This window comes from Labrenzia sp. 011 (assembly GCF_003075075.1).
Classification (GTDB): Bacteria; Pseudomonadota; Alphaproteobacteria; order Rhizobiales; family Stappiaceae; genus Roseibium.
On record NZ_QCYM01000012.1, the window covers coordinates 61,896 to 83,937 of the forward strand.

19 protein-coding genes are annotated in these 22,042 nt (G+C 61.0%); 5 read left to right on the forward strand and 14 right to left on the reverse strand.

Annotation, left to right across the window (positions count from 1 at the left end):
- Window positions 1-184: 184 nt before the first annotated feature.
- The 5 genes from DCO57_RS13905 to DCO57_RS13925 all read right to left on the reverse strand — a co-directional run bounded on the left by DCO57_RS13905 (window position 185) and on the right by DCO57_RS13925 (window position 7,002).
- Window positions 185-790, reverse strand: a complete 606-nt coding sequence (locus DCO57_RS13905) for a DUF1131 family protein (protein ID WP_116699512.1) — start codon at window positions 788-790, stop codon at window positions 185-187.
- 151 nt (window positions 791-941) lie between these two features.
- A complete protein-coding gene (locus DCO57_RS13910; protein WP_116699513.1) occupies window positions 942-1,523 on the reverse strand; it encodes a TIGR00730 family Rossman fold protein in 582 nt (193 codons plus the stop codon).
- 150 nt (window positions 1,524-1,673) lie between these two features.
- A complete protein-coding gene (locus tag DCO57_RS13915; protein WP_116699514.1) occupies window positions 1,674-3,062 on the reverse strand; it encodes a dipeptidase in 1,389 nt (462 codons plus the stop codon).
- 139 nt (window positions 3,063-3,201) lie between these two features.
- A complete protein-coding gene (locus DCO57_RS13920; protein ID WP_208977947.1) occupies window positions 3,202-5,130 on the reverse strand; it encodes a mechanosensitive ion channel family protein in 1,929 nt (642 codons plus the stop codon).
- A gap of 312 nt (window positions 5,131-5,442) precedes the next feature.
- Window positions 5,443-7,002, reverse strand: coding sequence for a helicase HerA-like domain-containing protein (locus tag DCO57_RS13925; protein ID WP_116699516.1), 1,560 nt, complete (start codon window positions 7,000-7,002; stop codon window positions 5,443-5,445).
- Between the two features lie 330 nt (window positions 7,003-7,332).
- Between DCO57_RS13925 and DCO57_RS13930 the strand changes: the two genes are divergently transcribed.
- A complete protein-coding gene (locus tag DCO57_RS13930; RefSeq protein ID WP_116699517.1) occupies window positions 7,333-7,725 on the forward strand; it encodes a DUF2780 domain-containing protein in 393 nt (130 codons plus the stop codon).
- Between the two features lie 46 nt (window positions 7,726-7,771).
- Window positions 7,772-8,179: a DUF4332 domain-containing protein gene (locus DCO57_RS13935; RefSeq protein WP_116699518.1), complete on the forward strand. Its 408-nt coding sequence runs from the start codon at window positions 7,772-7,774 to the stop codon at window positions 8,177-8,179.
- Window positions 8,180-8,457: 278 nt separating this feature from the next.
- Here DCO57_RS13935 and DCO57_RS13940 read toward each other — a convergent pair whose 3' ends face one another.
- On the reverse strand, window positions 8,458-9,159 hold the full coding sequence (locus tag DCO57_RS13940) for a helix-turn-helix transcriptional regulator (RefSeq protein WP_103222793.1): 702 nt from the start codon (window positions 9,157-9,159) through the stop codon (window positions 8,458-8,460).
- Window positions 9,160-9,667: 508 nt separating this feature from the next.
- On the opposite strand from DCO57_RS13940, the gene DCO57_RS13945 reads away from it, so the two are divergent.
- Entirely contained in the window at window positions 9,668-11,680 is a 2,013-nt protein-coding gene (locus tag DCO57_RS13945) for a methylmalonyl-CoA mutase family protein (protein ID WP_116699519.1), read from the forward strand.
- The gene (gene scpA / locus DCO57_RS13950) at window positions 11,677-13,842 is read left to right on the forward strand and encodes a methylmalonyl-CoA mutase (RefSeq protein ID WP_116699520.1); all 2,166 of its coding nucleotides are present in this window, start codon (window positions 11,677-11,679) and stop codon (window positions 13,840-13,842) included. Before DCO57_RS13945 ends, scpA begins: the two co-directional genes overlap by 4 nt.
- A gap of 49 nt (window positions 13,843-13,891) precedes the next feature.
- On the opposite strand, the gene DCO57_RS13955 is transcribed toward scpA, so the two are convergent.
- The 8 genes from DCO57_RS13955 to DCO57_RS13990 all read right to left on the reverse strand — a co-directional run bounded on the left by DCO57_RS13955 (window position 13,892) and on the right by DCO57_RS13990 (window position 20,910).
- Window positions 13,892-14,197, reverse strand: coding sequence for a hypothetical protein (locus DCO57_RS13955; RefSeq protein ID WP_116699521.1), 306 nt, complete (start codon window positions 14,195-14,197; stop codon window positions 13,892-13,894).
- Between the two features lie 84 nt (window positions 14,198-14,281).
- Entirely contained in the window at window positions 14,282-14,503 is a 222-nt protein-coding gene (locus tag DCO57_RS13960) for a helix-turn-helix transcriptional regulator (protein ID WP_116699522.1), read from the reverse strand.
- Window positions 14,504-14,544: 41 nt separating this feature from the next.
- Entirely contained in the window at window positions 14,545-15,123 is a 579-nt protein-coding gene (locus DCO57_RS13965) for a DUF2975 domain-containing protein (protein ID WP_133192682.1), read from the reverse strand.
- A 227-nt stretch (window positions 15,124-15,350) separates the two neighbouring features.
- Window positions 15,351-16,706 (reverse strand): TRAP transporter large permease subunit, encoded by a 1,356-nt coding sequence (locus tag DCO57_RS13970; RefSeq protein WP_116699524.1) that lies wholly within the window; start codon window positions 16,704-16,706, stop codon window positions 15,351-15,353.
- A gap of 4 nt (window positions 16,707-16,710) precedes the next feature.
- The gene (locus DCO57_RS13975; protein ID WP_116699525.1) at window positions 16,711-18,033 is read right to left on the reverse strand and encodes a TRAP transporter small permease subunit; all 1,323 of its coding nucleotides are present in this window, start codon (window positions 18,031-18,033) and stop codon (window positions 16,711-16,713) included.
- 209 nt (window positions 18,034-18,242) lie between these two features.
- Window positions 18,243-19,349, reverse strand: a complete 1,107-nt coding sequence (gene dctP, locus DCO57_RS13980) for a TRAP transporter substrate-binding protein DctP (RefSeq protein WP_116699526.1) — start codon at window positions 19,347-19,349, stop codon at window positions 18,243-18,245.
- A gap of 339 nt (window positions 19,350-19,688) precedes the next feature.
- Window positions 19,689-20,351, reverse strand: a complete 663-nt coding sequence (locus DCO57_RS13985) for a haloacid dehalogenase type II (RefSeq protein ID WP_116699527.1) — start codon at window positions 20,349-20,351, stop codon at window positions 19,689-19,691.
- Between the two features lie 124 nt (window positions 20,352-20,475).
- Window positions 20,476-20,910: a VOC family protein gene (locus tag DCO57_RS13990; protein ID WP_116699528.1), complete on the reverse strand. Its 435-nt coding sequence runs from the start codon at window positions 20,908-20,910 to the stop codon at window positions 20,476-20,478.
- 269 nt (window positions 20,911-21,179) lie between these two features.
- Here DCO57_RS13990 and DCO57_RS13995 point away from each other — a divergent pair, with 269 nt between their 5' ends.
- Window positions 21,180-22,037, forward strand: a complete 858-nt coding sequence (locus tag DCO57_RS13995) for a branched-chain amino acid aminotransferase (RefSeq protein ID WP_116699529.1) — start codon at window positions 21,180-21,182, stop codon at window positions 22,035-22,037.
- Window positions 22,038-22,042: the final 5 nt, after the last annotated feature.

Genomic DNA, 22,042 nt, shown 5'->3' on the forward strand with positions numbered 1-22,042 from the left:
GCCCTGCGACGTGCTCCTTGCCGAACACCCTCCAAACGCGGTCAAATGGGTTCCTATCAACTGCGGTTGGTATAAAGCATGTCGCGTTGAACTGAATTCAGGAATTCACCCAGACGCATTTGCGATGCAAACGCTGCCGCGGGCGTCTTCCTGAAACCATGAAGCCGCTAAAACGCGACACGCTTCAGGAGTTCACACCCGAGGTTTTCGGCGTCCAGAGAATGCGCTGGAGTTCGGCGTCGAACAGCTCGTTGGACACGGGCAGCCGGTCAAAGGGACCCTGGTAGCCGGGGATGGCGTAGACCAGTTCGACGTTTGAGTGGCCTTCCGACTTGCAGATCGCCATGCCGCGCCAAAGGTTCTTGCCGACGCGGCAATCGGTCCGGGCCGTGCCGACTTCTCCGAAGGTCATGCCGATGCGTTCGCCGTTCGGGCCCTGCAGATGATGGGTCACGCCGTGGACCGCGCGGATCTTGCCGTTCTTGCCCTTGAAAATCTGGAGAACCTGGAAACCGTCGCTGTTGAAGGCTGCCAGCGCCCATTCGGTGGTGTTTTCCTCGGCGGTCTGGATGCCTTCCGTGGTGAAGCCGGGCAGCGCAGCCTCGATCGCCTTGGAACTGTAAGGGGTCTCGCCGGTGATCCCGCCGACGTTGTCTTCGGTGATCTGTACCAGCGTCAGGTCCGAGGTCCTGACCAGACGGCCCGATGTTCCGTCAAAATCGGAGGTGGGAGTGCAGGCGGCTCCCGTAAGAGCGAGTAGACATGCAAAACCGGCAGCTCTTGTACGCATAAAAACATCTCGGAAGGGTTTCGCCGCGCCCCGACGGGCCGACTGGACACCGGACTTATCAACTAACGTGTTGTTTGCAAAGGGAGCAGCTTGCCCTGTGGACAATCGGGCCGGGTCAGGCGGGCAAGGCGCGGATTTTCCCAGCATCGGCTCAGGTTTCGTCCCGGGTGATCCATTTGGGAGAAGAGGGCGGGGTGTAGGATTTGAACCGTTCGATCAGTTCCTCCGGCCCGTCGGCGAAGATCGCCATGTCACGCATTGCCTTCCTGGTGAATCCTTCCTGGGTCTGGTGATCCAGAAAGGCGATGAGGTGATCGTAATAGCCTGCGATATTCAGAAAGCCGCAAGGCTTTCGATGATATCCGAGCTGGCCCCAGGTCCAGACCTCGAAGATTTCCTCCAGGGTGCCGACGCCGCCCGGCAGGGCGACGAAACCGTCGGAGAGATCGGCCATGAGAGCCTTGCGCTCGTGCATCGAGCCGACCAGGTGGAGTTCGGTAAGGCCCTGGTGCCCGATCTCCTTTTCCTGAAGGGATTGCGGCAGAACGCCGATCACTTCACCACCGGCGGCAAGCGCCGCATCCGCGACGGTTCCCATCAATCCGACCTTGGCGCCGCCATAGACCAGCCTGTAGCCCTGTTCGGCGATGACACGGCCGGTTGCCGTCGCCGCCTCGCCGTAGGCTTCGATCGCGCCGTGGCTGGATCCGCAAAACACGCAAATGGATTTCATGGATGGCTTCCTTGGAAGTGGGCGGGCTTTCTGCCCGCCGCCGAGATCCGCCTGTTTTCGCAGGACATGCGGGAAAGCGGTGGTATTGATGGATTTCGAAACAGGGGAAGATCCCGCGCCTGCACTGGCGCGGGATCTTCCGGAGCGGGGTCAGTCTTCCGCCAGCTCGTTCAGGACCCGGGCCCAGGACCGGATGCCCTTGTGGAAGCTGGTCAGATTGTATTTTTCATTCGGGGAATGGATCTGGTCATCGTCCTGGCCGAAGCCGATGAGCAGGGAATCCATACCCAGCATGCGCTTGAAATCGCCGACAATGGGTATGGATCCGCCCATGCCGGTAAGGGCGGCGTCCTTGCCCCATTCGTCCTTGAGGGCCTTCTTGCCTTTTTCCAGTGCCGGCATGGAGAAGTCGAGGCGCAGGGCCGGGCTGCCTTCCTTGGAAATGAAGTCAACGGTGCAGTCGGCGGGAATCTTCGAGCGCACATAGTCGCGGAAGCTCTGCTGGACCTTCTTGGGGTCCTGGTCTCCGACCAGCCGGAAGGTGAATTTGGCGTGCGCCTCGGCCGGGATGACGGTCTTGGAGCCTGCGCCCTGGTAGCCGCCCCACATGCCGTTCACTTCGGCGGTGGGACGGGTCCAGATATGCTCGAGCGCCGAGCGGTCCTTTTCTCCCCGGGGGTATTTCAGTCCGACTTCCCCGAGGAAGTCCTCGACCGAAAATCCGAGTTTCTCCCACATCTGCTTCACCTGGTCCGGCACTTCGATGACGCCGTCATAGAAGCCGGGCAGGGTGACCCGGCCGTTTTCGTCATGCAGGCCGGCGATGATGTCCGCCACGATGTGGTTGGGATTCTGCGCCGATCCGCCATACATGCCCGAATGCAGGTCCCGGCTGGCCGCCTTGACGATGATCTCGTCGCCCACCATGCCGCGCAGCATGACCGAGATTGCCGGGGTCGTCGGGTCCCACATGCCGGTGTCGCACACCAGAGCCAGATCGCAGGACAGTTCCTCCTTGTTGGCTTTCAGGAAGGGATGAAGGGACGGCGAGCCGGATTCCTCCTCGCCCTCGAACAGGATGGAGACGTCGACGGGAAGATCGCCGGTTTCGGCGATGAAGGCACGGGCGGCTTCGACGAACGTCATGAGCTGTCCCTTGTCGTCGGCTGAGCCCCGGGCGACGATCACCTTGGTGCCGTCCTCGCGCGTGACGATGGCGGGGTCGAAGGGATCCCTGTCCCAAAGTTCCAGAGGGTCCACCGGCTGAACGTCGTAATGGCCGTAGAACAGCACATGAGGTCCCGGCTTTCCGGTCATCCGATGGCCGACAACCATCGGATGGCCACTGGTGCTGCGCACGGTTGCCGCGATTCCGATCGCGTTCAATTCGCCGGCAAGCCAGTCGGCAGCTTCACGGCAGGGACCGGCAAAGGCGGGGTCCGTGGAAATGCTCTTGATTTTAAGAAGGTGAAACAGACGCTCGAGGCTGGCTTCGAGATTGGCGTCGATATGCGACAAGACCTTGTCGATGGAACTCATGACGGATCCTTGGAAATTGAATCGGATACGAGCGGACCGAACAGACTCGGCCCGTTCCGGAAGATCCTAACAGGCCACAACACGGCAGGGAGCGCAAATGGATATTCCGCTCGCGGGCCTGTTGCACCCGTTCAGCCCGTCAGGCCGCCTGTGAGTCCTTTCCCGGCTGCGCGCCGACATCTTCCGCACCGTTTTCTGCCGGCAGTCCGCTGTCCCTGGACAGATAGACGGTCGAGGAGGGATAGGCGAAATGCGAGCCGCTGGCGTCGACTATGGTGCGGATGTCGAAGAGCATCTCTTCCTGTGTTTCTAGGAAGGCGGCATAGTCCGGACAGATCACATAGGCATAGACTTCGATCTTGACCGCATAGTCGTTGAAACCGATCAAAAGCACACGCATGGGATCGGCGACAACCTTCTCGTTGTCTTTCAGATAATCCCGGATCACGACGAGGGTCGCCTTGAGAACTTCGGGTGCGGTCTTGTATTGAAGCGTGAGCGTGTGGCGGAAATGAAACTGGTCGCGTTCGCTGTAGTTTATGATCTTGCGCCTGGCGAGATCGGAGTTGGCGATGGTGATGACGGTCCGGTCGAGGGCGCGGATCCGGGTGGATCTGATGCCGATGGATTCGATGGTTCCCGCCAGTTCGTCGAACTTGCAGAATTCGCCGACGCGCACCATCCGGTCTGCATACAAAATGATGCCGCCGATCAGGTTCTCGATTGTCGGCTGGGCCGCGAGCGCGATGGCGAGACCGCCGACGCCCAGACCGGCAATGACCCCATAGATCGGAATGCCGATCTGGGTTGCACCGTATCCCAGAACGATGAGAGAGATCGCGAGGGAAAAGACGCGGAAGCCGGTGCGCAGCAGGCTGACGTCAAGGCCCTGCCGAGCCGTGCCCGGGCTGCTCACGAACCAGAGATAGATCAATTGCAGCACGTGATAGACCAGCCAGGCTGTCGCAGACCAGATCACTGCCGTCGTGATGGTTGCGACCGCAACAAGCACCTTGCCGGTAATATTGATCTGTTCCTCACACAGGTAGCGGAAAGCCACGGCTCCCAGGATTACGAGAAGGGGGTTCAGAATCGAATGACCGACGCGGGTGCGCTCATCGACCGAAACGGCCCGCCATCGGCGCCAGCGAACGAAAAAGCCGACGGAGGCCGCATAGACCGCGACGAGAAGGAGGAGCGCGAGCCACTGCCAATAGGCCTGATCAGCCAGATGCAGATGGAGCCATTCCGGGCCGTCCTGGATGAATTCGTACCAGCGCGGGGCAATGAAGTTTCCGGGGGTGTAGTTATAATACTGGAACAGGTCCTCGCCACGGTCCGCCTGCAAGGGCAGGGCGCTCACCACGGCATAGTCGCTCGGAATTCTGCGGACGGAATCCTTCGAAAACAGGTAGTGTTCCTGCTGCTCGCCATCCTCCTGGCGCATGATGCCGATGCTGGTGCTGGGCAGCAGCCATCGTCCGGGCAGACCCGTTCTGTTTGACGAATGCGTGAACTGGCCCGGCGGAAATCCGGGAATGGCGGAAATGTCGGTGGGGGGGATGCGGTCGAGGATTTCCTGAAGCTGCAGCGCGATCTCAATGCCGGTGCTCTCTCGGGATGTTACCGGAATTTCCGACAGGTCAAAGGTCTGGGCGGCCTTGTCCAGGAGCGCCGTGATCATGACAAGATCCGCGCGCTGGTCCTCGGTCAGAAAGATGTTATTGCTGTCTTCGTAGTCCTTCCGCAGGGCGTGCCACAACCGAGACGCTTCCTTCATGATGAAAACAAAGCTTTCCAGTGTGGCGCGGGGACTGGTGGTGTCAGGTGGAGAAATGGGATTGTCGCGCAGATAGAGCTGCGCCTCTTCGACCGGGTTCTGCTGGACTTCGGGACCGGGCGCAGTTGTGGCGGCGTCCTGCGCAAGTGCGGAGAGCGGGCCAACGAGCAGGGCGAGGAGGGCAATGGCCGGCAAAGGCATCCTGATCGCCATCATGACCTTGCGAAACCAGGCGGTCGCGCCGAATGAAACGTCCAGCGACCGCGGTCTGCTACGAGATGCCAACATGATTACCCATCCTAACTATGTGGTCTTTGACAATAGTGGGAAGAGGTAACCAGCCTGTTACTCGGGCGGAAACTCCTGAATTAAGATGAGTGTCTCGATCCCGCTACGTCAGAGGCGTGCCTTGCACAAGGCCCGCTTTGTGTGCCCAACGTGACGATGTTTCGCCATTTCGCCTTCATGCGGGAGCTTTCATCCTGAGGAAAAACCTGGAACTTCCGCTCCTGGGATCACGTGACCGTCTCGGAGGGCTCTGGGCGCGCCCTGTCCGGCCGCACGCCGTCGAAATGCCGGTCCGCGGCAAGACCGGTGTCGTCAGTTGCCGCGTTTCAGTGATCCCAGAAGACCGCGTACCAGGGCCCGTCCAAGAGAGGTGCCGAGACTGCGCGCTGCGGATTTGAGCCCGGCTTCCAGCACGTTGTCCCGTTGGCTGCGGCGGTTCGACCGGCGTTGCGTGCTTTCCCGGCGGGGGCGGTCGTCCCGGCCGAAATCGGGCAGCTGGAATCCGGACCGGGTCCGGCGCGGTTCGCCGTGCTTGCTCGCCTGTTTTTCTTCCTTTTCCCTGCGGCGCTCTTCCTGACGCTGGGTTTCCTCCGCACGGCCGGTGAGGATCTCATAGGCGGATCTCCTGTCCCGGGCGCGGTCGTAGATGCCGAAAACCGGACCGGACTGGATGAGTGTACGCCGTTCGGCCTGGGTGATCGGGCCAAGCCGGGAGGAGGGCGGACGGATCAGCGTGCGTTCCACCACCGAGGGGATGCCCTTGCCTTCCAGCGTGGATACCAGCGCTTCCCCGACGCCCAGTTCGGTGATGACGCGCTCGGTGTCGAGTTCCGGATTCGGTCGGAAGGTTTCGGCCGCGGCGCGCACGGCCTTCTGGTCGCGGGGTGTGAAGGCGCGCAAGGCATGCTGAATGCGGTTGCCGAGCTGGGACAGCACGGTTTCGGGCACGTCGAGCGGGTTCTGGGTGACGAAATAGACCCCGACTCCCTTGGACCGGATCAGGCGCACGACCTGTTCCACCTTTTCGATCAGCACTTTCGGCGCATCGGTGAACAGGAGGTGGGCCTCGTCGAAGAAGAACACGAGCTTCGGCTTTTCCGGGTCTCCGATTTCGGGCAGTTCCTCGAAGAGCTCGGACAGCAGCCAGAGGAGGAACACCCCGTAAAGCCGCGGCGAGGTCATCAGCTTGTCGGCAGCGAGGATGTTGACGACACCCCGGCCGTCCGGGGCGGTGCGGATGAAGTCGCGGATGTCGAGCGCCGGTTCTCCGAAGAAGTTTTCACCGCCCTGGCGCTCCAGCACCAGAAGCCGGCGCTGGATCGCGCCGATGGAGGCCTTCGAGACATTGCCGTAAAGGGTGGACAGCTCGGAGGCACGCTCGGCCACATGGGCGAGCATGGCGCGCAGGTCCTTCAGATCCAGAAGCAGGAGCCCCTCGTCGTCGGCCAGTTCAAACAGGACGTTGAGCACGCCTTCCTGGGTGTCGTTGAGTTCCAGCAGACGGGCCAGCAGCAGCGGGCCTATTTCCGACACCGTGGTGCGGATGGGATGGCCCTGCTCGCCGAAAAGGTCCCAGAAGACCGCCGGAAAGGCGTCGTAGCCGTAGGTCTTTTCCAGGCCCACGTCCCTTGCCCGTTTTTCAAGGAAGTCCTTGGAGACGCCTTCCGCGGCAAGACCCGACAGGTCCCCCTTGATATCGGCGCAGAACACCGGAACGCCGGCTCTGGAAAAGCCTTCCGCCAGGATTTGCAGGGACACGGTCTTGCCCGTACCTGTTGCGCCTGCAATGAGGCCGTGACGGTTGGCGAGTTTCAGGGCGAGGGTCTCGTCCCTGGTGCTGGCACCGATAAATATGCTGTCTTTTGCCGTCACGGTATTCCGGTCTCCTTCGAATCCGATCGTCTTTCGCGCAGATTAGAGTGTAAGGCGGTAAATAGGAACCATCGGGCCGCAGCGCATTCGTCCCGTGACCCAGGGGAATGCAGGGAGCGCGGGGCAGTTGCAATCCGTCGCAAGCCTCGTCCTCTTCGTCCGGAACCCGGAAGCCGGCGCAGCACGGAGAAAAATGCGTGTCTGCGGTGAGCTGCCCCATCGACGGACCGGCATCCGGCCCTGTATAGAGGGCCAGCTCATTATCAAGTCCATGAACTGGACTGCGCGCTGGGCACACGCGGCACCAGCCTGTTCACTTGGGAGATCGGTATGGAAGAACTCGTCAACCGGATTATGACAGCAGCCGGAATCGATGAGGATGTTGCCAAGAACGCCATCGGCATCATTCTCGGGTTTCTCAACAAGGAAGGCCCTGATGACAAGATGCAGCTCATCTTCGACGCACTTCCGGGAGCCGCCGAACTGGTTTCCGCGCGCGAGCAGCAGGGCTCCGGCGGAGGATTGCTGGGCGGTCTGGGCAACATGATGGGCGGTGGCATGGGGGCCATGGCGGCGCTAAATGAGTTGACAAATGCCGGTCTCGACATGAACGGAGTTCAAAGTGTTGTCAAAGAACTCGTATCCTATGCTAAGGAAAAAGCAGGGGAAGACGTTGTGGATGAAGTGATTTCACAAATTCCGGGACTGAGCCAAATCGTCTGACTGCCCCAGGGTTCGGTTGCCGGTCTTGATAGGGAGTTCTGTGCGGATGTCTTATTCCATTGCCGAAATCGAGGGCATCGGCCCGACCTATGCTGCCAAGCTGGGTGAAGTTGGCATCAAGACGACTGGCGCGTTTCTTGAGCGTGCGAAGGACCCGAAGGGGCGCAAGGCTCTTGAGGACGAAACAGGGATCGAGGGCAAGCGCATTCTGAAATGGGCCAATATGGCCGACCTGATGCGCATCAGCGGTGTCGGGGAGGAATACTCCGAACTCCTGGAAGCGGCCGGTGTCGATACGGTGAAGGAACTGCGGAACCGCAATGCGGCCAATCTTGCGGCGAAGATGCAGGAAGTGAACGCGGAAAAGAAACTCGTGCGTCAGGTTCCCAGTGAAAGCCAGGTGACCAAATGGGTCGATCAGGCCAAGGAACTGCCGCCGATGATGACCTACTGAGGCAATCGGCGCGCACCCCGGATCCGGTCCGGAACTTTCCCCGGTAATTGCACAGGGACCGGCTCAAGTCCGGTTTCCCTGTGATGACCGTCTGCCCGGCACGGGCACGCCCGGTTTGTTTATGGCGTAGGGATGGTCCCCGTCCTCTGCGTCTTTTGCCGAACGAACCGTTTCCCAGCCGCAAATCAAAAGACCTCCAATCGGGATCGATTGAAGGTCTGAAGATAGATTTCACTGTATCAGGCAGCTCCCCTGCGTTCCGTGGAACGGGGGGGGGCTTAAACGCTGATCTGGCCGTAGCGGAGCGCTTCGACGACGGTGTGCGTCTTGTTGGAAGCGTTCAGCTTGACACTGGCGTTCTGCAGATGTGCGTGGACCGTCCGCTGGGAAATGTCGAGCACGTCGGCAATCTGGCCGGCTGTCTTGCCATAGGCCGTAAGTTCAAGGACCCTGCGTTCGCGGGTCGACAGGGCGCCCGGGCGCTGGCCGGAGATCACGCCGAGTTCGCGCAGGCGCGAGAAGGCTGCTGCCGACAGAACCTCAAGGTTGGCAAGATCGTACTTGTTGACCTGAAGGGCGGGGCCGCTTGCGAATACAAATGCTTGGAACGGATAGAGTTCCGTGACCGGAACGACGACGATCTGGCTGCCTTCGCCCGCGGAGGCGAGAAGATCGGAATGTTCCATGTCGCCGGCGGTGATGGTCCAGATGCGAGCCCTGTTGGAGCCGAGGCCGAGCATCAGGGCGCTGTCGTTTGCGGACAGGGACGTGCTTTCAATGCCGTCATTGCGCTGATCGGGCCAACGGAACCGTTGAACGAGATTGTCGATCGGACGGTTCGGCATCGGCAGGCCGGTGATGAGAATATGGGTGGCTCCCATGCGGCGGAGATTGGATTCCAGAATATCCAGCACGTGGTGAGCGGCATTCGCTTCCGAGATTGCTCTGAGTTTACTCTTCAATTCCGTCTGATCAAGCATTGTGCACATCCTTAGCGGCTAGTTTTTTGGCCGCATTTTTTTGCAGACGCCCGAAATTGCCGGGCATGTCTGCTGATGGGTTAGTCACGTGTCCCGTCCAACCCTTGCAGGCGAAGACCGAACCCGAATGTTGCGCATTTCATTATCGGGCGGTAGAAATTCCCATGCGTCAACACCCATAAGCTACAATACAATTGATGATCGTACCAATAGGGAAAAGTGGGGAATTTGACTTAATGCGCCAAAAATTTGACAGTTTCTTGTCATCTTGTGCAAATTCTGCAGTCTTTCTCATGTCCGACGTCTTCGTTTGTGGAAGAAAAGATGCACAATTTGCACTGTAAATTAAATTCGATTGACGAATTAATCACTTGCACCATTCGGATTCTTGTCGGCAATCGTCAAGTTTACCTTTGGGAAGGTCGCTGACGGCCGTGCCTTACCCTTTCTGCTGAGTTGCCAAGCTTCGACGGCGGGGACTAAAACGGGGCCAAGGGAGATGAATGCAATGCCGCTCAGCTTTACCGGACCTGACAGTTTCTTTGCCGCAGACGAGGAGGCATGGTGGACTTCCGTCGACAAGGCCCTGAAAGGCGCGCCCAGAGAAAAGCTGTTCGGTTCTACCGAAGACGGTCTGGAGATTGCGCCGCTCTATGCGCGCCGGACGGATACCCCCGCAAGATCACTGCGCTCTGCAGCCGGGGCGTGGAGCATCGTTCAAAGCATCGACATCGCGGATCCGCATGCGGCCAATGCCCAGATCCTGGAAGACCTGCAGTCGGGGGCCAGCGGGCTGGACCTGGTGTTTTCCGGTTCCCTTTCGGCTCACGGTCACGGTATCCGGCTGACGGATCTTGCCGGACTGGAGGTCCTGCTACAGGACGTTCAGCCTGACCTTATAGATATACGCATCGACAGCGGCCCCGACTGTGCACAATTCCACGCCCTGATGCTGGCGTTGCTGGAAAGGCGCGGGATCGATCCGGCGCTGGTGGCGACAACCTCGACCTTCGATCCTTACGGCTGGATGGCGGTCACCGGAATGTCCGGTGCCGATTTCGACGTTCTGTCGGATCGGATGCAGGAACTTGCCCGGGCCGTCCGGGATGCAGGCAGTCCCGCGCGGGTCATGAATGCCGATGGCCGGGTCTGGCACGATGCCGGTGCGACCCCGGCGCAGGAACTGGCGCTTGTCCTGGCCGCTGCCGTCGGCCATCTGCGCAAGCTCGAAGAGGCCGGACTGCCGCCGGAAGAATGGGCGACGCGGATTGCCATGTGCCTGGTGGCGGACGCCGACCAGTTCGGCACGATTGCCAAGGCCAGGGCGATCCGCGCGCTGTGGTCCTGCGTGCTGGAGGAGGCGGGACTGCCGCAATCGCCGGTGGCCTTGCATATGGCGACATCCTACCGGATGCTCACCGCACGCGATCCCTGGGTCAATATGTTGCGGAACACCGTTGCGGGGTTCGCGGCCGGCATCGGCGGCGCCGACAGTGTCTGCGTCCTGCCGCATACGCTTGCGGTGGGGCTGCCGGACGGATTTGCGCGCCGGCTGGCCCGCAACACCCAGTCCATACTGCTGGAAGAAAGCAATCTGGCGAAGGTGAAGGATCCGGCGGCCGGTTCCGGCGCGCTGGAAGACAGGACCGAGAAGCTCTGTGCGGCGGCCTGGGACCTGTTTCAGGAGATCGAGGCGGCGGGCGACCTCTGCGAGGCGCTGCGCCAGGGGCTCGTTCAAAAGCGCATCGGCGCGGCGAAAGCCGAGCGGGACAGCAATGTGGCCCGCAGGAAGCGTCCGATCACCGGTGTGAGCGAATTCCCGGATCTCGGCGAGGCCGGGGTCAGCGTGCTTCAGGAGGACAGGGACGCCGCTCCGGCAGTCGCGCTGAATCTGGACGCGCTTCCCGAGCCGGGCGACGGCCGGTGGTTTGCCGCCTTGCGGGAGCAGGCGCTTGCGGGCGGTGCCTTGATCGATCCATCCGCCGACATCGCGCGCGGGACAGTCGAGCCCTCTTTCCCGGTTCTTGAAGTCGGCCGGGTTTCCGAACCCTTCGAAGCGCTGCGCGCGGCCGCTGCAGGCTTTGAGGCGGCGACCGGCGCCGCGCCGACGGTCTTCCTGGCAAGTCTCGGCACGCTGGCGCAATTCGCACCGAGAGCCACCTGGACGGCGAATGCTTTCGCGGCCGGGGGCATTCGGGCGGAAGGGCCGGCCGTCCATGCCTCGCTGGAGGAGCTTGTTGCGGCCTTTTCCGGAAGCGGGGCGAGCCTTGCCTGTCTCGTTTCTTCCGACGATGTCTATGAAGCGGAGGGGGAAGCCGCCGCGCGCGCGCTGAAACAGGCCGGTGCCGCCCATCTTTACATGGCGGGCAGGCCTGGGGCGCGCGAAGTGGCTTATGCCGCTGCCGGTGTCGACACCTTCCTTTATGCCGGCTGCGATCTGCTGGAACTTCTGAAAGGCGCGCATGCCCGGATGAAAACGATGTATGATGGCGGGCCATCGGAACAGGAGGTCCTAAAATGAGCAGGATCCCGAATTACGCCGGAAAGTCGTTCGGCAATTTCCTCAAGGAAGCGGACGCCGGGACGCAACCGGGCTGGCGGACGCCGGAGGACATCGAGGTGCCGCCGGTCTATCAGGCGGGCGACCTCGACGGGTTGAAGCATGTGGACACCTGGCCGGGTCTGCCGCCTTTCCTGCGCGGCCCCTATCCCACCATGTATGTGCAGCAGCCCTGGACCGTGCGCCAGTACGCCGGATTTTCCACGGCGGAGGATTCGAACGCCTTTTACCGGCGCAATCTGGCGGCCGGTCAGAAAGGCCTGTCGGTGGCCTTCGACCTTGCCACTCACCGGGGGTATGACAGCGACCATCCGCGGGTGGCCGGCGACGTCGGCATGGCCGGTGTGGCCATCGATTCCATCTATGACATGCGCACGCTCTTCTCCGGCATTCCGCTGGACAAGATGAGTGTTTCCATGACCATGAACGGCGCGGTCCTTCCGGTGCTGGCGCTTTATATCGTCGCCGCGGAAGAACAGGGCGTTGCCTGGAAGGATCTGTCCGGAACCATTCAGAACGACATTCTGAAGGAGTTCATGGTCCGCAACACCTATATCTATCCGCCCAGGCATTCGATGCGGATCATTTCGGACATCTTCCAGTTCACCTCGCAGAACATGCCGCGTTTCAACTCGATCTCGATTTCCGGCTACCATATGCAGGAAGCGGGTGCGACGGCGGATCTGGAGCTTGCCTATACGATCGCCGACGGTATCGAATATGCCCGCGCCGGGGTGGCCGCCGGGATGGATATCGACCAGTTCGCACCCAGACTGTCCTTTTTCTGGGCCATCGGCATGAATTTCTTCATGGAAGTGGCCAAGCTGCGGGCCGCGCGGCTGATCTGGGCGACACTGATGGAAGAGAACTTCCAGCCGAAGAACCCGAAATCCCTGTCCCTGCGCACCCATTCCCAGACATCGGGCTGGTCGCTCACCGCGCAGGACGTTTTCAACAATGTGGTGCGCACCTGCGTCGAGGCGATGGCGGCCACGCAGGGGCACACCCAGTCCCTGCATACCAACGCGCTTGACGAGGCGCTGGCCCTGCCGACGGATTTCTCCGCCCGCATCGCCCGCAACACCCAGCTTTTCCTGCAGCAGGAAAGCGGCACCACGCAGGTGATCGATCCGTGGGGCGGCTCCTATTATGTGGAGAAACTGACCGCCGATCTGGCGGAAAAGGCGATGGCGCATATCCGGGAAGTGGAAGAGCTCGGCGGCATGGCCAAGGCCATCGAGAAGGGCATTCCGAAGCTGCGGATCGAGGAAGCCGCCGCCAAGACCCAGGCCCGGATCGACAGTGGCGCCCAGACCGTTGTCGGCGTCAACAAGTACAAGCCGGAGAGCGAGCAGGAGATCGACGTCCTGAAGGTCGACAACGCCCATGTGCGCTCGGCCCAGATCGACAAGCTCAAGCGCCTGCGCGCGGAGCGCAATGAAGCGGAGACCCAGGCGGCGCTCGATGCGCTGACGGCCTGCGCGCGGACCGGCGAGGGCAATCTGCTCGATCTTTCCGTCAAGGCTGCGCGGGCCATGGCGACCGTCGGAGAAATATCCCTGGCGATGGAGAAGGTGTTCGACCGGCACAAGGCCGAGATCAAGTCGATTTCAGGGGTCTACAAACGGGAGGCGGGCGCCATGTCCGGGACCATTGAGAAAGTCCAGAAGCTGGTCGAGGCCTTCGAAACCAATGACGGCCGCCGGCCGCGCATTCTGATAGCCAAGATGGGCCAGGATGGTCATGACCGCGGCCAGAAGGTGATTGCCTCGGCTTTCGCCGACCTCGGTTTCGACGTCGATATCGGCCCGCTGTTCCAGACGCCAGAGGAAGCTGCCCGTCAGGCGGTTGAAAACGACGTCCATGTCGTTGGCGTGTCCTCGCTAGCCGCCGGGCACCTGACGCTGGTGCCTGCCCTGAAAAAGGCGTTGGCGGAGGAAGGGCGGGAGGACATCATGATCGTTGTCGGCGGCGTCGTGCCGCCCGGGGATTACGATGCGCTCTACAAGGCCGGTGCGGCGGCGATCTTCCCGCCGGGCACGGTCATCGCGGAAGCCGCCATCGGCCTGATCGGCAAGCTGAACGCGCAGCTCGGCTATGGAACCGCTGAAGCGGCCGAATAGTCGGGCGTTCCCCGGCCGGTGCGGCGACGAGGCCGTGTCTATCGAGTGTTCAGGAGCGTGCGGTCATGCCCATCGGTATCGGCGGTTCCAGATAGGCGCCGAAAAGATAGGGGCCCATGCGCCAGCGGATCTGGGTGAATGCCAGTGTCAGGTCCCTGTCGTCCACGATGAGCACCCGGTCCGGTACGGACAATTCCGATTCCGCCACGACGATGCCGATATCCCCGTCCTCCAGGTCGTACAAGGTGCACTCGCAGATGGGGTTCTTGTCCAGGTTGAGCAGCTTCCCTGCACGTAGCCGGGTTCTGGTCGCAGGTGCCGGACGGTCGTCCGAACCAAAATGTGTCTGGGGCATTCCAACGGGCCTAACCTGTCTCAACCGGATCCTCGGGGTCACTGACAGAAATAGCTGCTGAACCTTGCGTCTGACTGGCGCCCGTCAGTTTCCGGTCTCGTCATCCGGCTCGAAGACAAGAATGTCGCCAGGCTGGCACGCCAGCGCGGCGCAGATCTTCTCAAGGGTTTCGAACCGGATGCCCTTGACCTTGCCCGATTTGAGCAATGAGACATTCTGCTCGGTGATGCCGATGCGTTCCGCCAGTTCCCTCGAGCGCATCTTTCTCCGAGCGAGCATCACGTCCAGTTCCACGACGATCGGCATTGCATTCCTTTTTTCGATGGCAGGCGCCTGACTCGACGGGGTCAGACGAATTGACGGTTTTCGTCCGCCAGGGAGGCGGCCTCGCGCATGATCCAGCCGAAAACCAGCATGAGCGAGCCAAAGACAAGGAAAAACAGCTCACTGCCGGTCAACTCGACCACGAGGCTGCGGTCTCCCAGGGCGTGATCCCAGGTCAAGAGAACGGAAGCGACCGGCTTGCTCAGAATATCGAAGAACCCGAAGGCGAGCAGCCAGAGACCGGCGTTCAGAATGCGAGTCTGGGTGGAGGAGGTGAAGAAGGCTCCATTGTGGAACTGTACGAAGAGCTGCCGGATGTTCCAGAACAATCGGCTGAGCAGAAAGAAAGCGGAGAAAACCAATGCAATCAGACCGAGACGCTGCCCGAAAGGAACCTCGCTCAGTTTTCTCTCGACCGGGGCAATTTCGAATATTGCGGTCGAAACGTCGAGAATGGCCGGGAGCAGCAGGGCGGAGACAAGGCCTGCACTGATGACCGCAACCAGAATCAAAAGGACCGTCACGAACCATTTCATCATGTTCGAGAGCTGGCGGATCCGCGTTAGTCGTGTCTCCCGCTCCGCCTGCGCCTGATTGCTCATCGCTTTCTCCATCGGGTTGTTCATGCGGGAGGCAAACTACTTCAGACGATATTGCATGGCAATATTTAATTTTTGTTTTTTATGGAAAAATTATCGTTTTACAGTAAATTTGTCGTGCCGAACGGGTGTTTCGTGGTTCGACTTTTGCTCCTCCTCAAACGCAAAAGGGCGGGGCCGCGCACCTGCATGGAACGCGGCCCCGGGGTCTGTTGCTCTGTAGTTTGCGGTCAGCCGTAGACCATGTTCGGCAACCACGTGATCAGTTCCGGGAACAGCATGCACAGGACCAGCCCGGCGATCTGCAGGCCCAGAAAGGGCAGGGCGGACTTGAAGATATCCGTCATCGGAATCTCTTTCGGAGCCACACCGCGCAGATAAAAGAGCGCATAGCCGAAGGGCGGCGACAGGAAGCTCATCTGCATGTTGACCAGATAGAGAACCCCGAACCACAGCACCAGGTCGTCAGGATTGTCGAGACCGAAGGAGGCCGCGCCCAGTGCCTTGATGATCGGCACGAAGATCGGCACGCACAGCAGGAGAATGCCGACCCAGTCCAGGAACATGCCGAGCACGACCAGGACGACCTGCATGATGATCAGGATACCCCAGGGCCCGAGACCAGTGGCCTCGAGGGCGCCCTGCACGAACTGCTGGCCGCCTTCGAGCACATACAGGCCGACGAAGATCGTCGCCCCGAACATGATCCAGATCACCATGGCCGAAGCCTTGAGGGTGGTCAGGGAGGCCTCGCGCAGGGTCTGCCAGTCGAGATTGCGGTGAATGGCGGCGACGATGATGGCGCCGAAGGTGCCGATCCCCGCCGCCTCGACCGGGGTGGCCACACCGGTGAAGATCACGCCCAGCACGATGATGATCAGCACGATGGGCGCCGACATGTTGGACAGAAGCCGCATCTTTTCCCGGAAGGGGATGCGTTCCTCGACGGGAATCGGCGGGCCTTTCTCCGGGTCGATCACGCAGCTGACGATGACATAGAGAATGTAGAGGCCCGAGAGCAGGAGGCCGGGGACGACCGCACCGATGAAGAGCTCGCCCACGGACTGCTCGGCCACCACCGCATAGATGATCGCCAGGATCGAGGGCGGGATCAGGATGCCGAGTGTACCGCCGGCCATGATCGAGCCCATGGCGATCTTGGGGTCGTAGTCGCGCTTGAGCATGGCGGGCAGGGCGATGATGCCCATGGTCACGACCGCCGCGCCGATGACGCCGACCATGGCGGCCAGAATGGTGGAGGCGATGATCGTGGCCGCCGCCAGACCGCCCTTGACGCCACCGAGCACCTTGTAGATGACATCGAACATCTCGTTGATGATGCCCGCCCGTTCGAGCATGGACGCCATGAAGATGAACAGGGGGATCGCCGAAAGCTGATAGTTGGTCATCAGCGGGAAGATGCGCGACGGCACGATGTTGAGGGCCCGTTCGTCCCCCAGCACGAACAGGAAGACGCAGGCAAGGCCGCCGGTCACGAAGGCCAACGGCAGGCCGGCCATGAGCAGGACCAGCAGCGAGCCGAACATGATGAGTGTCAGCCACTCGATTCCGATTTCAAGTCCCATGGATTCAAGCCCTGCCCATTAGCGCGCGGATGTCCTGCGCGAATTTCGATATGCCCTGAAGCACCAGAAGCAGGCCTCCGAGCACCATGACCCATTTCATCGGCCACAACGGCACTTCCCATTCGTTGAAGCTGATCTCACCCCAGCGGATATTCGGATCCGTCCATTGGGAGAGGGTCAGGCTGTTCAGCGCCTCGGCAACGCCGATCTGCCCACGCGCCCAGTCGGAGATCAGCGCGTTGCCGGAGGGAACGGCAATGGCGTCGAAGGCGAAGATCCAGGACGTGTAGAGCAGGGTGCCGGCGAAGATGAAGAAGAAGACCGAGGTCAGCAGATCGACGACCGCCTTTCGGCGCGGTGACAGGGGCGCGTAGAACACGTCGACGCGCACATGCGACTCCGTCAGCATGGCGTAGGATCCGGCGATCAGATACTGCATGCCGAACATGAGATACATCGCCTCGTGGGCCCAGTTGGTCGGGCTGCCGAAGACATAACGGCTCATCACCTCGAAGTAGTAGACGATCACCGCGATCACCGCCCAGTAGCTGACGAATTCGCCGCAAAACAGGGACAAACGGTCAATCCAGCCGGTCCAGCCGGACGACACATGGCTGGCATCGTCCTTGCGTTCGGCTTCCTCCAGGGCCTTGAGCTTCTTTTCCGCCTCGCTGAGTTCGGGGTCCGGCGGCAGAGTGGCGTTGGCCTTGCGCACGAGAGCGGGCAGCAGCACCGCGTCGATCAGGACGCCGGCCAGCAGCAGCCAGAAGGCGTATTTCGCAAAGTTGCCCCAGAAAGCAAGCGTGTCGCGGGCTTCCGCCACCGCCGGCCTGGCGGTCACGAGTGCCGTTTCCGCTTCCGCGATGCGTTCGCGTCCCTGGTCGATCCGCTGTTGTGCCCGGCGCACATCGCGCTGGGCCCGGCGCAGGGCCATGCTGCCTTCCTCGGCGGCGGCAAGCGCCTGCTGCATTGACGGCAGGTCGGTTTCCGCGCTTCGGACGCGTTCGGTTTCCCGCTCGAGGGTCCGTTCCGACTGGCGCACCAGGTTAGCCATGTCGGAGACGACAGAGCGGGCGTCATGGCTCTGGGCGTTGGCGTAGAGAATGCAGACGAAGACCGGAATATAGACCAGTCCCAGCAGGCTTTTGAGATAGAATCTGTGCAGACCGAGTATTCCGCCCGTGACGAGGACGAAATAGGCGAGCACCAGCGAATAACGCCGCTCTTCCGGCTTCGGACGTTTGGCGAGAAACGCCGCGATGAGCGGGAACACGATCAGTCCGACCCAATAGGCCCAATGCGGCAGCGTGAAGTCCAATTGAGGCATGCCTCACCTTTCCCCAGGGGCATCAGGTCGGCTCCCGTCCTGGCCCCAGTTGAATTCAGGCGGGCCCGTGCAGATGGCTGCACGGGTCCGTGTCTCAAGGTGTGTTGAACGAACCGGACGTTCCGCGTTCGCGGGAACGCGGATGCCCGGCCTCTTTGAGGACGATCAAGTCCGGATCTCCAATCGTCTCCGATTGCAGGTCCGGCGCTCTAGAGATTGAGCTCCAGACCCTCGACCTGCTCGGGCGTCACATATCCGAGCGAGCCGGACATCATGTAATCGAGCTGGATCTTGAAGAGGCGGGCGCTGTCCTTGTCCCGGTTCGCATAGTTGAACCAGATCGGCACCGCCACTTCGGTCATCAGTTCCACGTCGTCCTGGCTCAGACGGGTGATCTCGGTGCCGTCCGCCTCGAATTTCGCCCAGGCTTCCTGGTCGGCCTTCTGGATGGCGGCGTGATGCATGTCCGAATAGACGTGGGTTTCCATCTCGACGAACTGTTTCATCGCCGGGCTGAGGGCATTCCAGGCATCCATGCCGACGGTGATGTCCATCAGATCGACCGGCTGGTACAGCGACATGAAGCCGGGAGGGCCCATGGAGATGTATTTGGTGACCTGGCTGAAGCCGAGCGCATAGTTGACCGCCGGACCGACATAGTCGGCAACGTCGATGGTTCCCTTTTCCAGGGCGGGGAAGATTTCCGAGCCGGGAAGAACCGTGGTTTCCGCACCGATTTCCGTGAAGACTTCGGCGACCATGCCGCCGGGCAGGCGCATCTTGCGACCGCGGAAATCGTCGACGGAGCGGATCGGAACCTTGGAATGGATGATGTTCGGCCCGTGGTGCACGGGGCCGACGAACATCATGTTCTGCGCGGCGTAGAGTTCCCGGGCGATTTCGAGACCGCCGAGGGCGTAGAAGAACACGTCCCACTCATGCGGATTGCGCAGGGCGAGCGGATAGCTGGTCAGGAAAGTCGCCGCGGGAATGATGCCCTGTGCGTAGATGGTGAAAGGGTTCACCGCATCCAGCACGCCGTTCTTTACGGCATCATAGAGCTGGAAGTCGCCAACGACGTCATTCGCGCCGAAGGGTTGAAAGGCGAGCTCGCCACCGGTCTTTTCCTCGATACCGGCACACCAGTCCTTGAAGACCTGAAGGCCCGCGCCGCCCGGCCAGGACGTCTGGATTTTCCAGGTGGTCGGCTGTCCCTGCGCCGAAGCGACATGCGGGGCAGCGAGTGTCGCCGCTCCGGCCGCGCCGGCACCGGCGATCTTGCGAAGGGCCTGCCTGCGTGTGGTCAATTGATTCATTGTTTCCTCCCAATTCGGTCCAGGAGAAAATGAGCGCACGCAGAACCGTTTCAGAAAGGCTCTTGTGTTCCCGACAATATCAAACCAGTCGCCCGTGTTTTTAAGTCGTTGTTTTCAGCGTATTTGGAGTGATTCAGCAGAAGCGCATCGCTCTTCTTTTCCTCCCGACACACGGAAGGATATTACAGTTTGAAATTCCTGCAACCTTGCCGAGAGATCAAAACATCTATTCCAAAATGGAAACAATGAATCTGACTGTCAAAAAAATGGATAAGCTCGGCAACGGTTTCCGGCGCAGACGGAGCTGTCTTCCGCCGGAGAATATTGACTGCGGCGGTTCTACCCCAGAGCGGGAAGCCCGGTGAGGTCGGGGAGGACGGCCTTGGGGGCAAGATCCGGATATTCGTCCGGCATTCCCATCCGGTTCATCCACACGGTGCGGAACCCGAAGGCGGAGGCGCCGGCGATGTCCCAGCGGTTCGACGACTGGAAGGAGACCTCTTCGGGATAGATGCGGAAATGGGTGGTGACCATTTCGTAGACCAGGGGATCGGTCTTGAAGGTCTTCAGTTCGTCGACGGAGAAGATTTCGTCAAACAGCTCGGTCAGACCGGCTGCCTTGGCGGCTGCCTCCAGCATGGCGGGCGAACCGTTGGACAGAATGGCAACCTTGGCGCCGCTTGCCTTCAGATCCGTCAGCACCTGGGGGACTTCCGGATAACAGTCCAGTTCCCAATAGGCGCTCAGAAGGTCTTCGCGCAGGGACTTGTCGGCGGAAGGCACCAGCGCGAAGGCCGTGTCCAGACCCTGCTGCGTCAGTTCCCAGAAATCCCTGTACTGGCCCATCAGGGCGCGGACCCAGGAATATTCGAGCTGCTTTTCACGCCAGAGAGCGGAAAGCCTCTGTGCGTCGGGTCCCAATTTGGCGGCATGCTTGCGCACTGCGGCATGTACGTCAAACAGTGTGCCGTATGCATCAAACACGAATGCGGCATGTGCCATGGCCGAAACTCCAACACCTGATTTCAAGAACCGCGGAAGAGAACAGCGTGACACCTCCCACGTCAAGCGCGGTCGATGCGACAATCGTCGCAGGCGATGGCGGCAAGTCCTGGACGGGCGGACCCTATTGCGACGGGGGCAGCGTCACGGAGCCGTCAGCCTCGACGGTCCAGAAGGGATTGTGGGCTATTTCCAGAAGGTGGCCGCCGGGAATTTCCACGTAGGAGGAATAGCCGCCCCAGAAGGCTTTTTCCGGCTGTTTCACCGGCTTCCCGCCTGCGGCCACAGCGGTCCTGAAGGCCTCGTCCACCTCGGAATCGGAGCGGGCGTTCCAGGCCAGTGTGATGGCGCCGGTGGTGTCTGATGTCACCTCCCGGCCGAGTTCCGCAGCCAGCGCCGCCCGGCTGTAAAGGGCGAAGACACCTCCGGGAACCTGGAAGAACACAACTTCGGGAGACGGGGCCGCGTTGACCTTCCAGCCGAGACCGTCTTCAAAAAAACGCCGGGCCTTGGAAATGTCGGGGACGGCAAGTGTCGTCATGGAGATGCGCTGTTCCATGGCAAAACGGCTCCTTTGCAAGTGCGAACATATGGAGAACATATTCACCCGGCTGTCAATGGCGGATCGCTGCCGGAAAGCGGAGCTTCGAGGGGAATTTCTGTTCTGTTTTGTGATCATTCCGTGGTCCATCTTCTCGCGTCATGGATCTGTCCGGAATAAACGGGCCTCTTTCCGGAAATTCACGGCAAGCTATTGACCTGACCGGACGGCGGGTGTTGTTTCGCACGAAGAAGCAGCGGAACTGCGTCCAAGAAGAGGAAAGAGACATGAGCGGTTGGAGCGAGACCTGGACCTGGATCGACGGGAAATGGCATGAAGGCAATCCGCCGATCATGGGGCCGCGCACCCACGGTTCCTGGTTGGGATCCAGCGTGTTCGACGGGGCCCGTTTTTTCGAAGGGGTGATGCCGGACATCGATCTGCACTGCAGGCGGGTCAATGATTCCGCGCTTGCGCTGGGCATCAATCCGACCATGCAGGCCGGTGAAATGGTCGAACTGACACGCGACGGATGCGCGAAGTTTGCAAGCGACCGGCAGATCTATATCAAGCCGATGTACTGGTCCGAGAACGACGGGGCAGGGGTCATTGCCGGCGACCCGGACAGCACCCGCTTCTGCCTCTGCCTCTTCGACGCACCGATGGCCCCGAAGGATGCGGCCATCAGCGTGACGCTGTCGCCCTTCCGGCGGCCGACCATGGAATGCATGCCGGTGAATGCCAAGGCGGGCTGCCTCTATCCCAACAATGCCAGGGCGATGCTGGAGGCCCGGAAACGCGGTTTCGACAATGCGGTGGTGCGCGACATGCTCGGCAATGTGGCCGAACTGACATCCGCGAATATCTTCATGGCCAAGGACGGCAAGGTGCACACGCCGGCGCCGAACGGGACCTTCCTCAACGGGATCACCCGGCAGCGGGTGATCTGGCTGTTGTCCTCGGCGGGCTATGACGTGTTCGAGCGGACCATGGACTATGACGAGTTCCTGGAAGCCGACGAGATCTTTTCGACCGGAAACTACAACAAGGTGACGCCGGTCAATCGCATCGAGGACCGGGAGCTGCAGCCCGGACCGGTCGCGGCGCGGGCGCGGGAGCTCTACTGGGAGTTTTCCCACGTCTGAGTGGT

Excerpts from the sequence above, each read along its gene's own strand:
- DCO57_RS13970 (WP_116699524.1), bottom strand. The coding sequence starts at position 16,706 with ATGGGACTTGAAATCGGAATCGAGTGGCTGACACTCATCATGTTCGGC.
- DCO57_RS13915 (WP_116699514.1), bottom strand. The coding sequence starts at position 3,062 with ATGAGTTCCATCGACAAGGTCTTGTCGCATATCGACGCCAATCTCGAA.
- DCO57_RS13905 (WP_116699512.1), bottom strand. The coding sequence starts at position 790 with ATGCGTACAAGAGCTGCCGGTTTTGCATGTCTACTCGCTCTTACGGGA.
- dctP (WP_116699526.1), bottom strand. The coding sequence starts at position 19,349 with ATGAATCAATTGACCACACGCAGGCAGGCCCTTCGCAAGATCGCCGGT.
- DCO57_RS13945 (WP_116699519.1), top strand. The coding sequence starts at position 9,668 with ATGCCGCTCAGCTTTACCGGACCTGACAGTTTCTTTGCCGCAGACGAG.
- DCO57_RS13910 (WP_116699513.1), bottom strand. The coding sequence starts at position 1,523 with ATGAAATCCATTTGCGTGTTTTGCGGATCCAGCCACGGCGCGATCGAA.
- DCO57_RS13955 (WP_116699521.1), bottom strand. The coding sequence starts at position 14,197 with ATGCCCCAGACACATTTTGGTTCGGACGACCGTCCGGCACCTGCGACC.
- DCO57_RS13985 (WP_116699527.1), bottom strand. The coding sequence starts at position 20,351 with ATGGCACATGCCGCATTCGTGTTTGATGCATACGGCACACTGTTTGAC.
- DCO57_RS13995 (WP_116699529.1), top strand. The coding sequence starts at position 21,180 with ATGAGCGGTTGGAGCGAGACCTGGACCTGGATCGACGGGAAATGGCAT.
- DCO57_RS13930 (WP_116699517.1), top strand. The coding sequence starts at position 7,333 with ATGGAAGAACTCGTCAACCGGATTATGACAGCAGCCGGAATCGATGAG.
- DCO57_RS13960 (WP_116699522.1), bottom strand. The coding sequence starts at position 14,503 with ATGCCGATCGTCGTGGAACTGGACGTGATGCTCGCTCGGAGAAAGATG.
- DCO57_RS13990 (WP_116699528.1), bottom strand. The coding sequence starts at position 20,910 with ATGGAACAGCGCATCTCCATGACGACACTTGCCGTCCCCGACATTTCC.
- DCO57_RS13965 (WP_133192682.1), bottom strand. The coding sequence starts at position 15,123 with ATGAGCAATCAGGCGCAGGCGGAGCGGGAGACACGACTAACGCGGATC.
- DCO57_RS13940 (WP_103222793.1), bottom strand. The coding sequence starts at position 9,159 with ATGCTTGATCAGACGGAATTGAAGAGTAAACTCAGAGCAATCTCGGAA.
- scpA (WP_116699520.1), top strand. The coding sequence starts at position 11,677 with ATGAGCAGGATCCCGAATTACGCCGGAAAGTCGTTCGGCAATTTCCTC.
- DCO57_RS13920 (WP_208977947.1), bottom strand. The coding sequence starts at position 5,130 with ATGTTGGCATCTCGTAGCAGACCGCGGTCGCTGGACGTTTCATTCGGC.
- DCO57_RS13935 (WP_116699518.1), top strand. The coding sequence starts at position 7,772 with ATGTCTTATTCCATTGCCGAAATCGAGGGCATCGGCCCGACCTATGCT.
- DCO57_RS13975 (WP_116699525.1), bottom strand. The coding sequence starts at position 18,033 with ATGCCTCAATTGGACTTCACGCTGCCGCATTGGGCCTATTGGGTCGGA.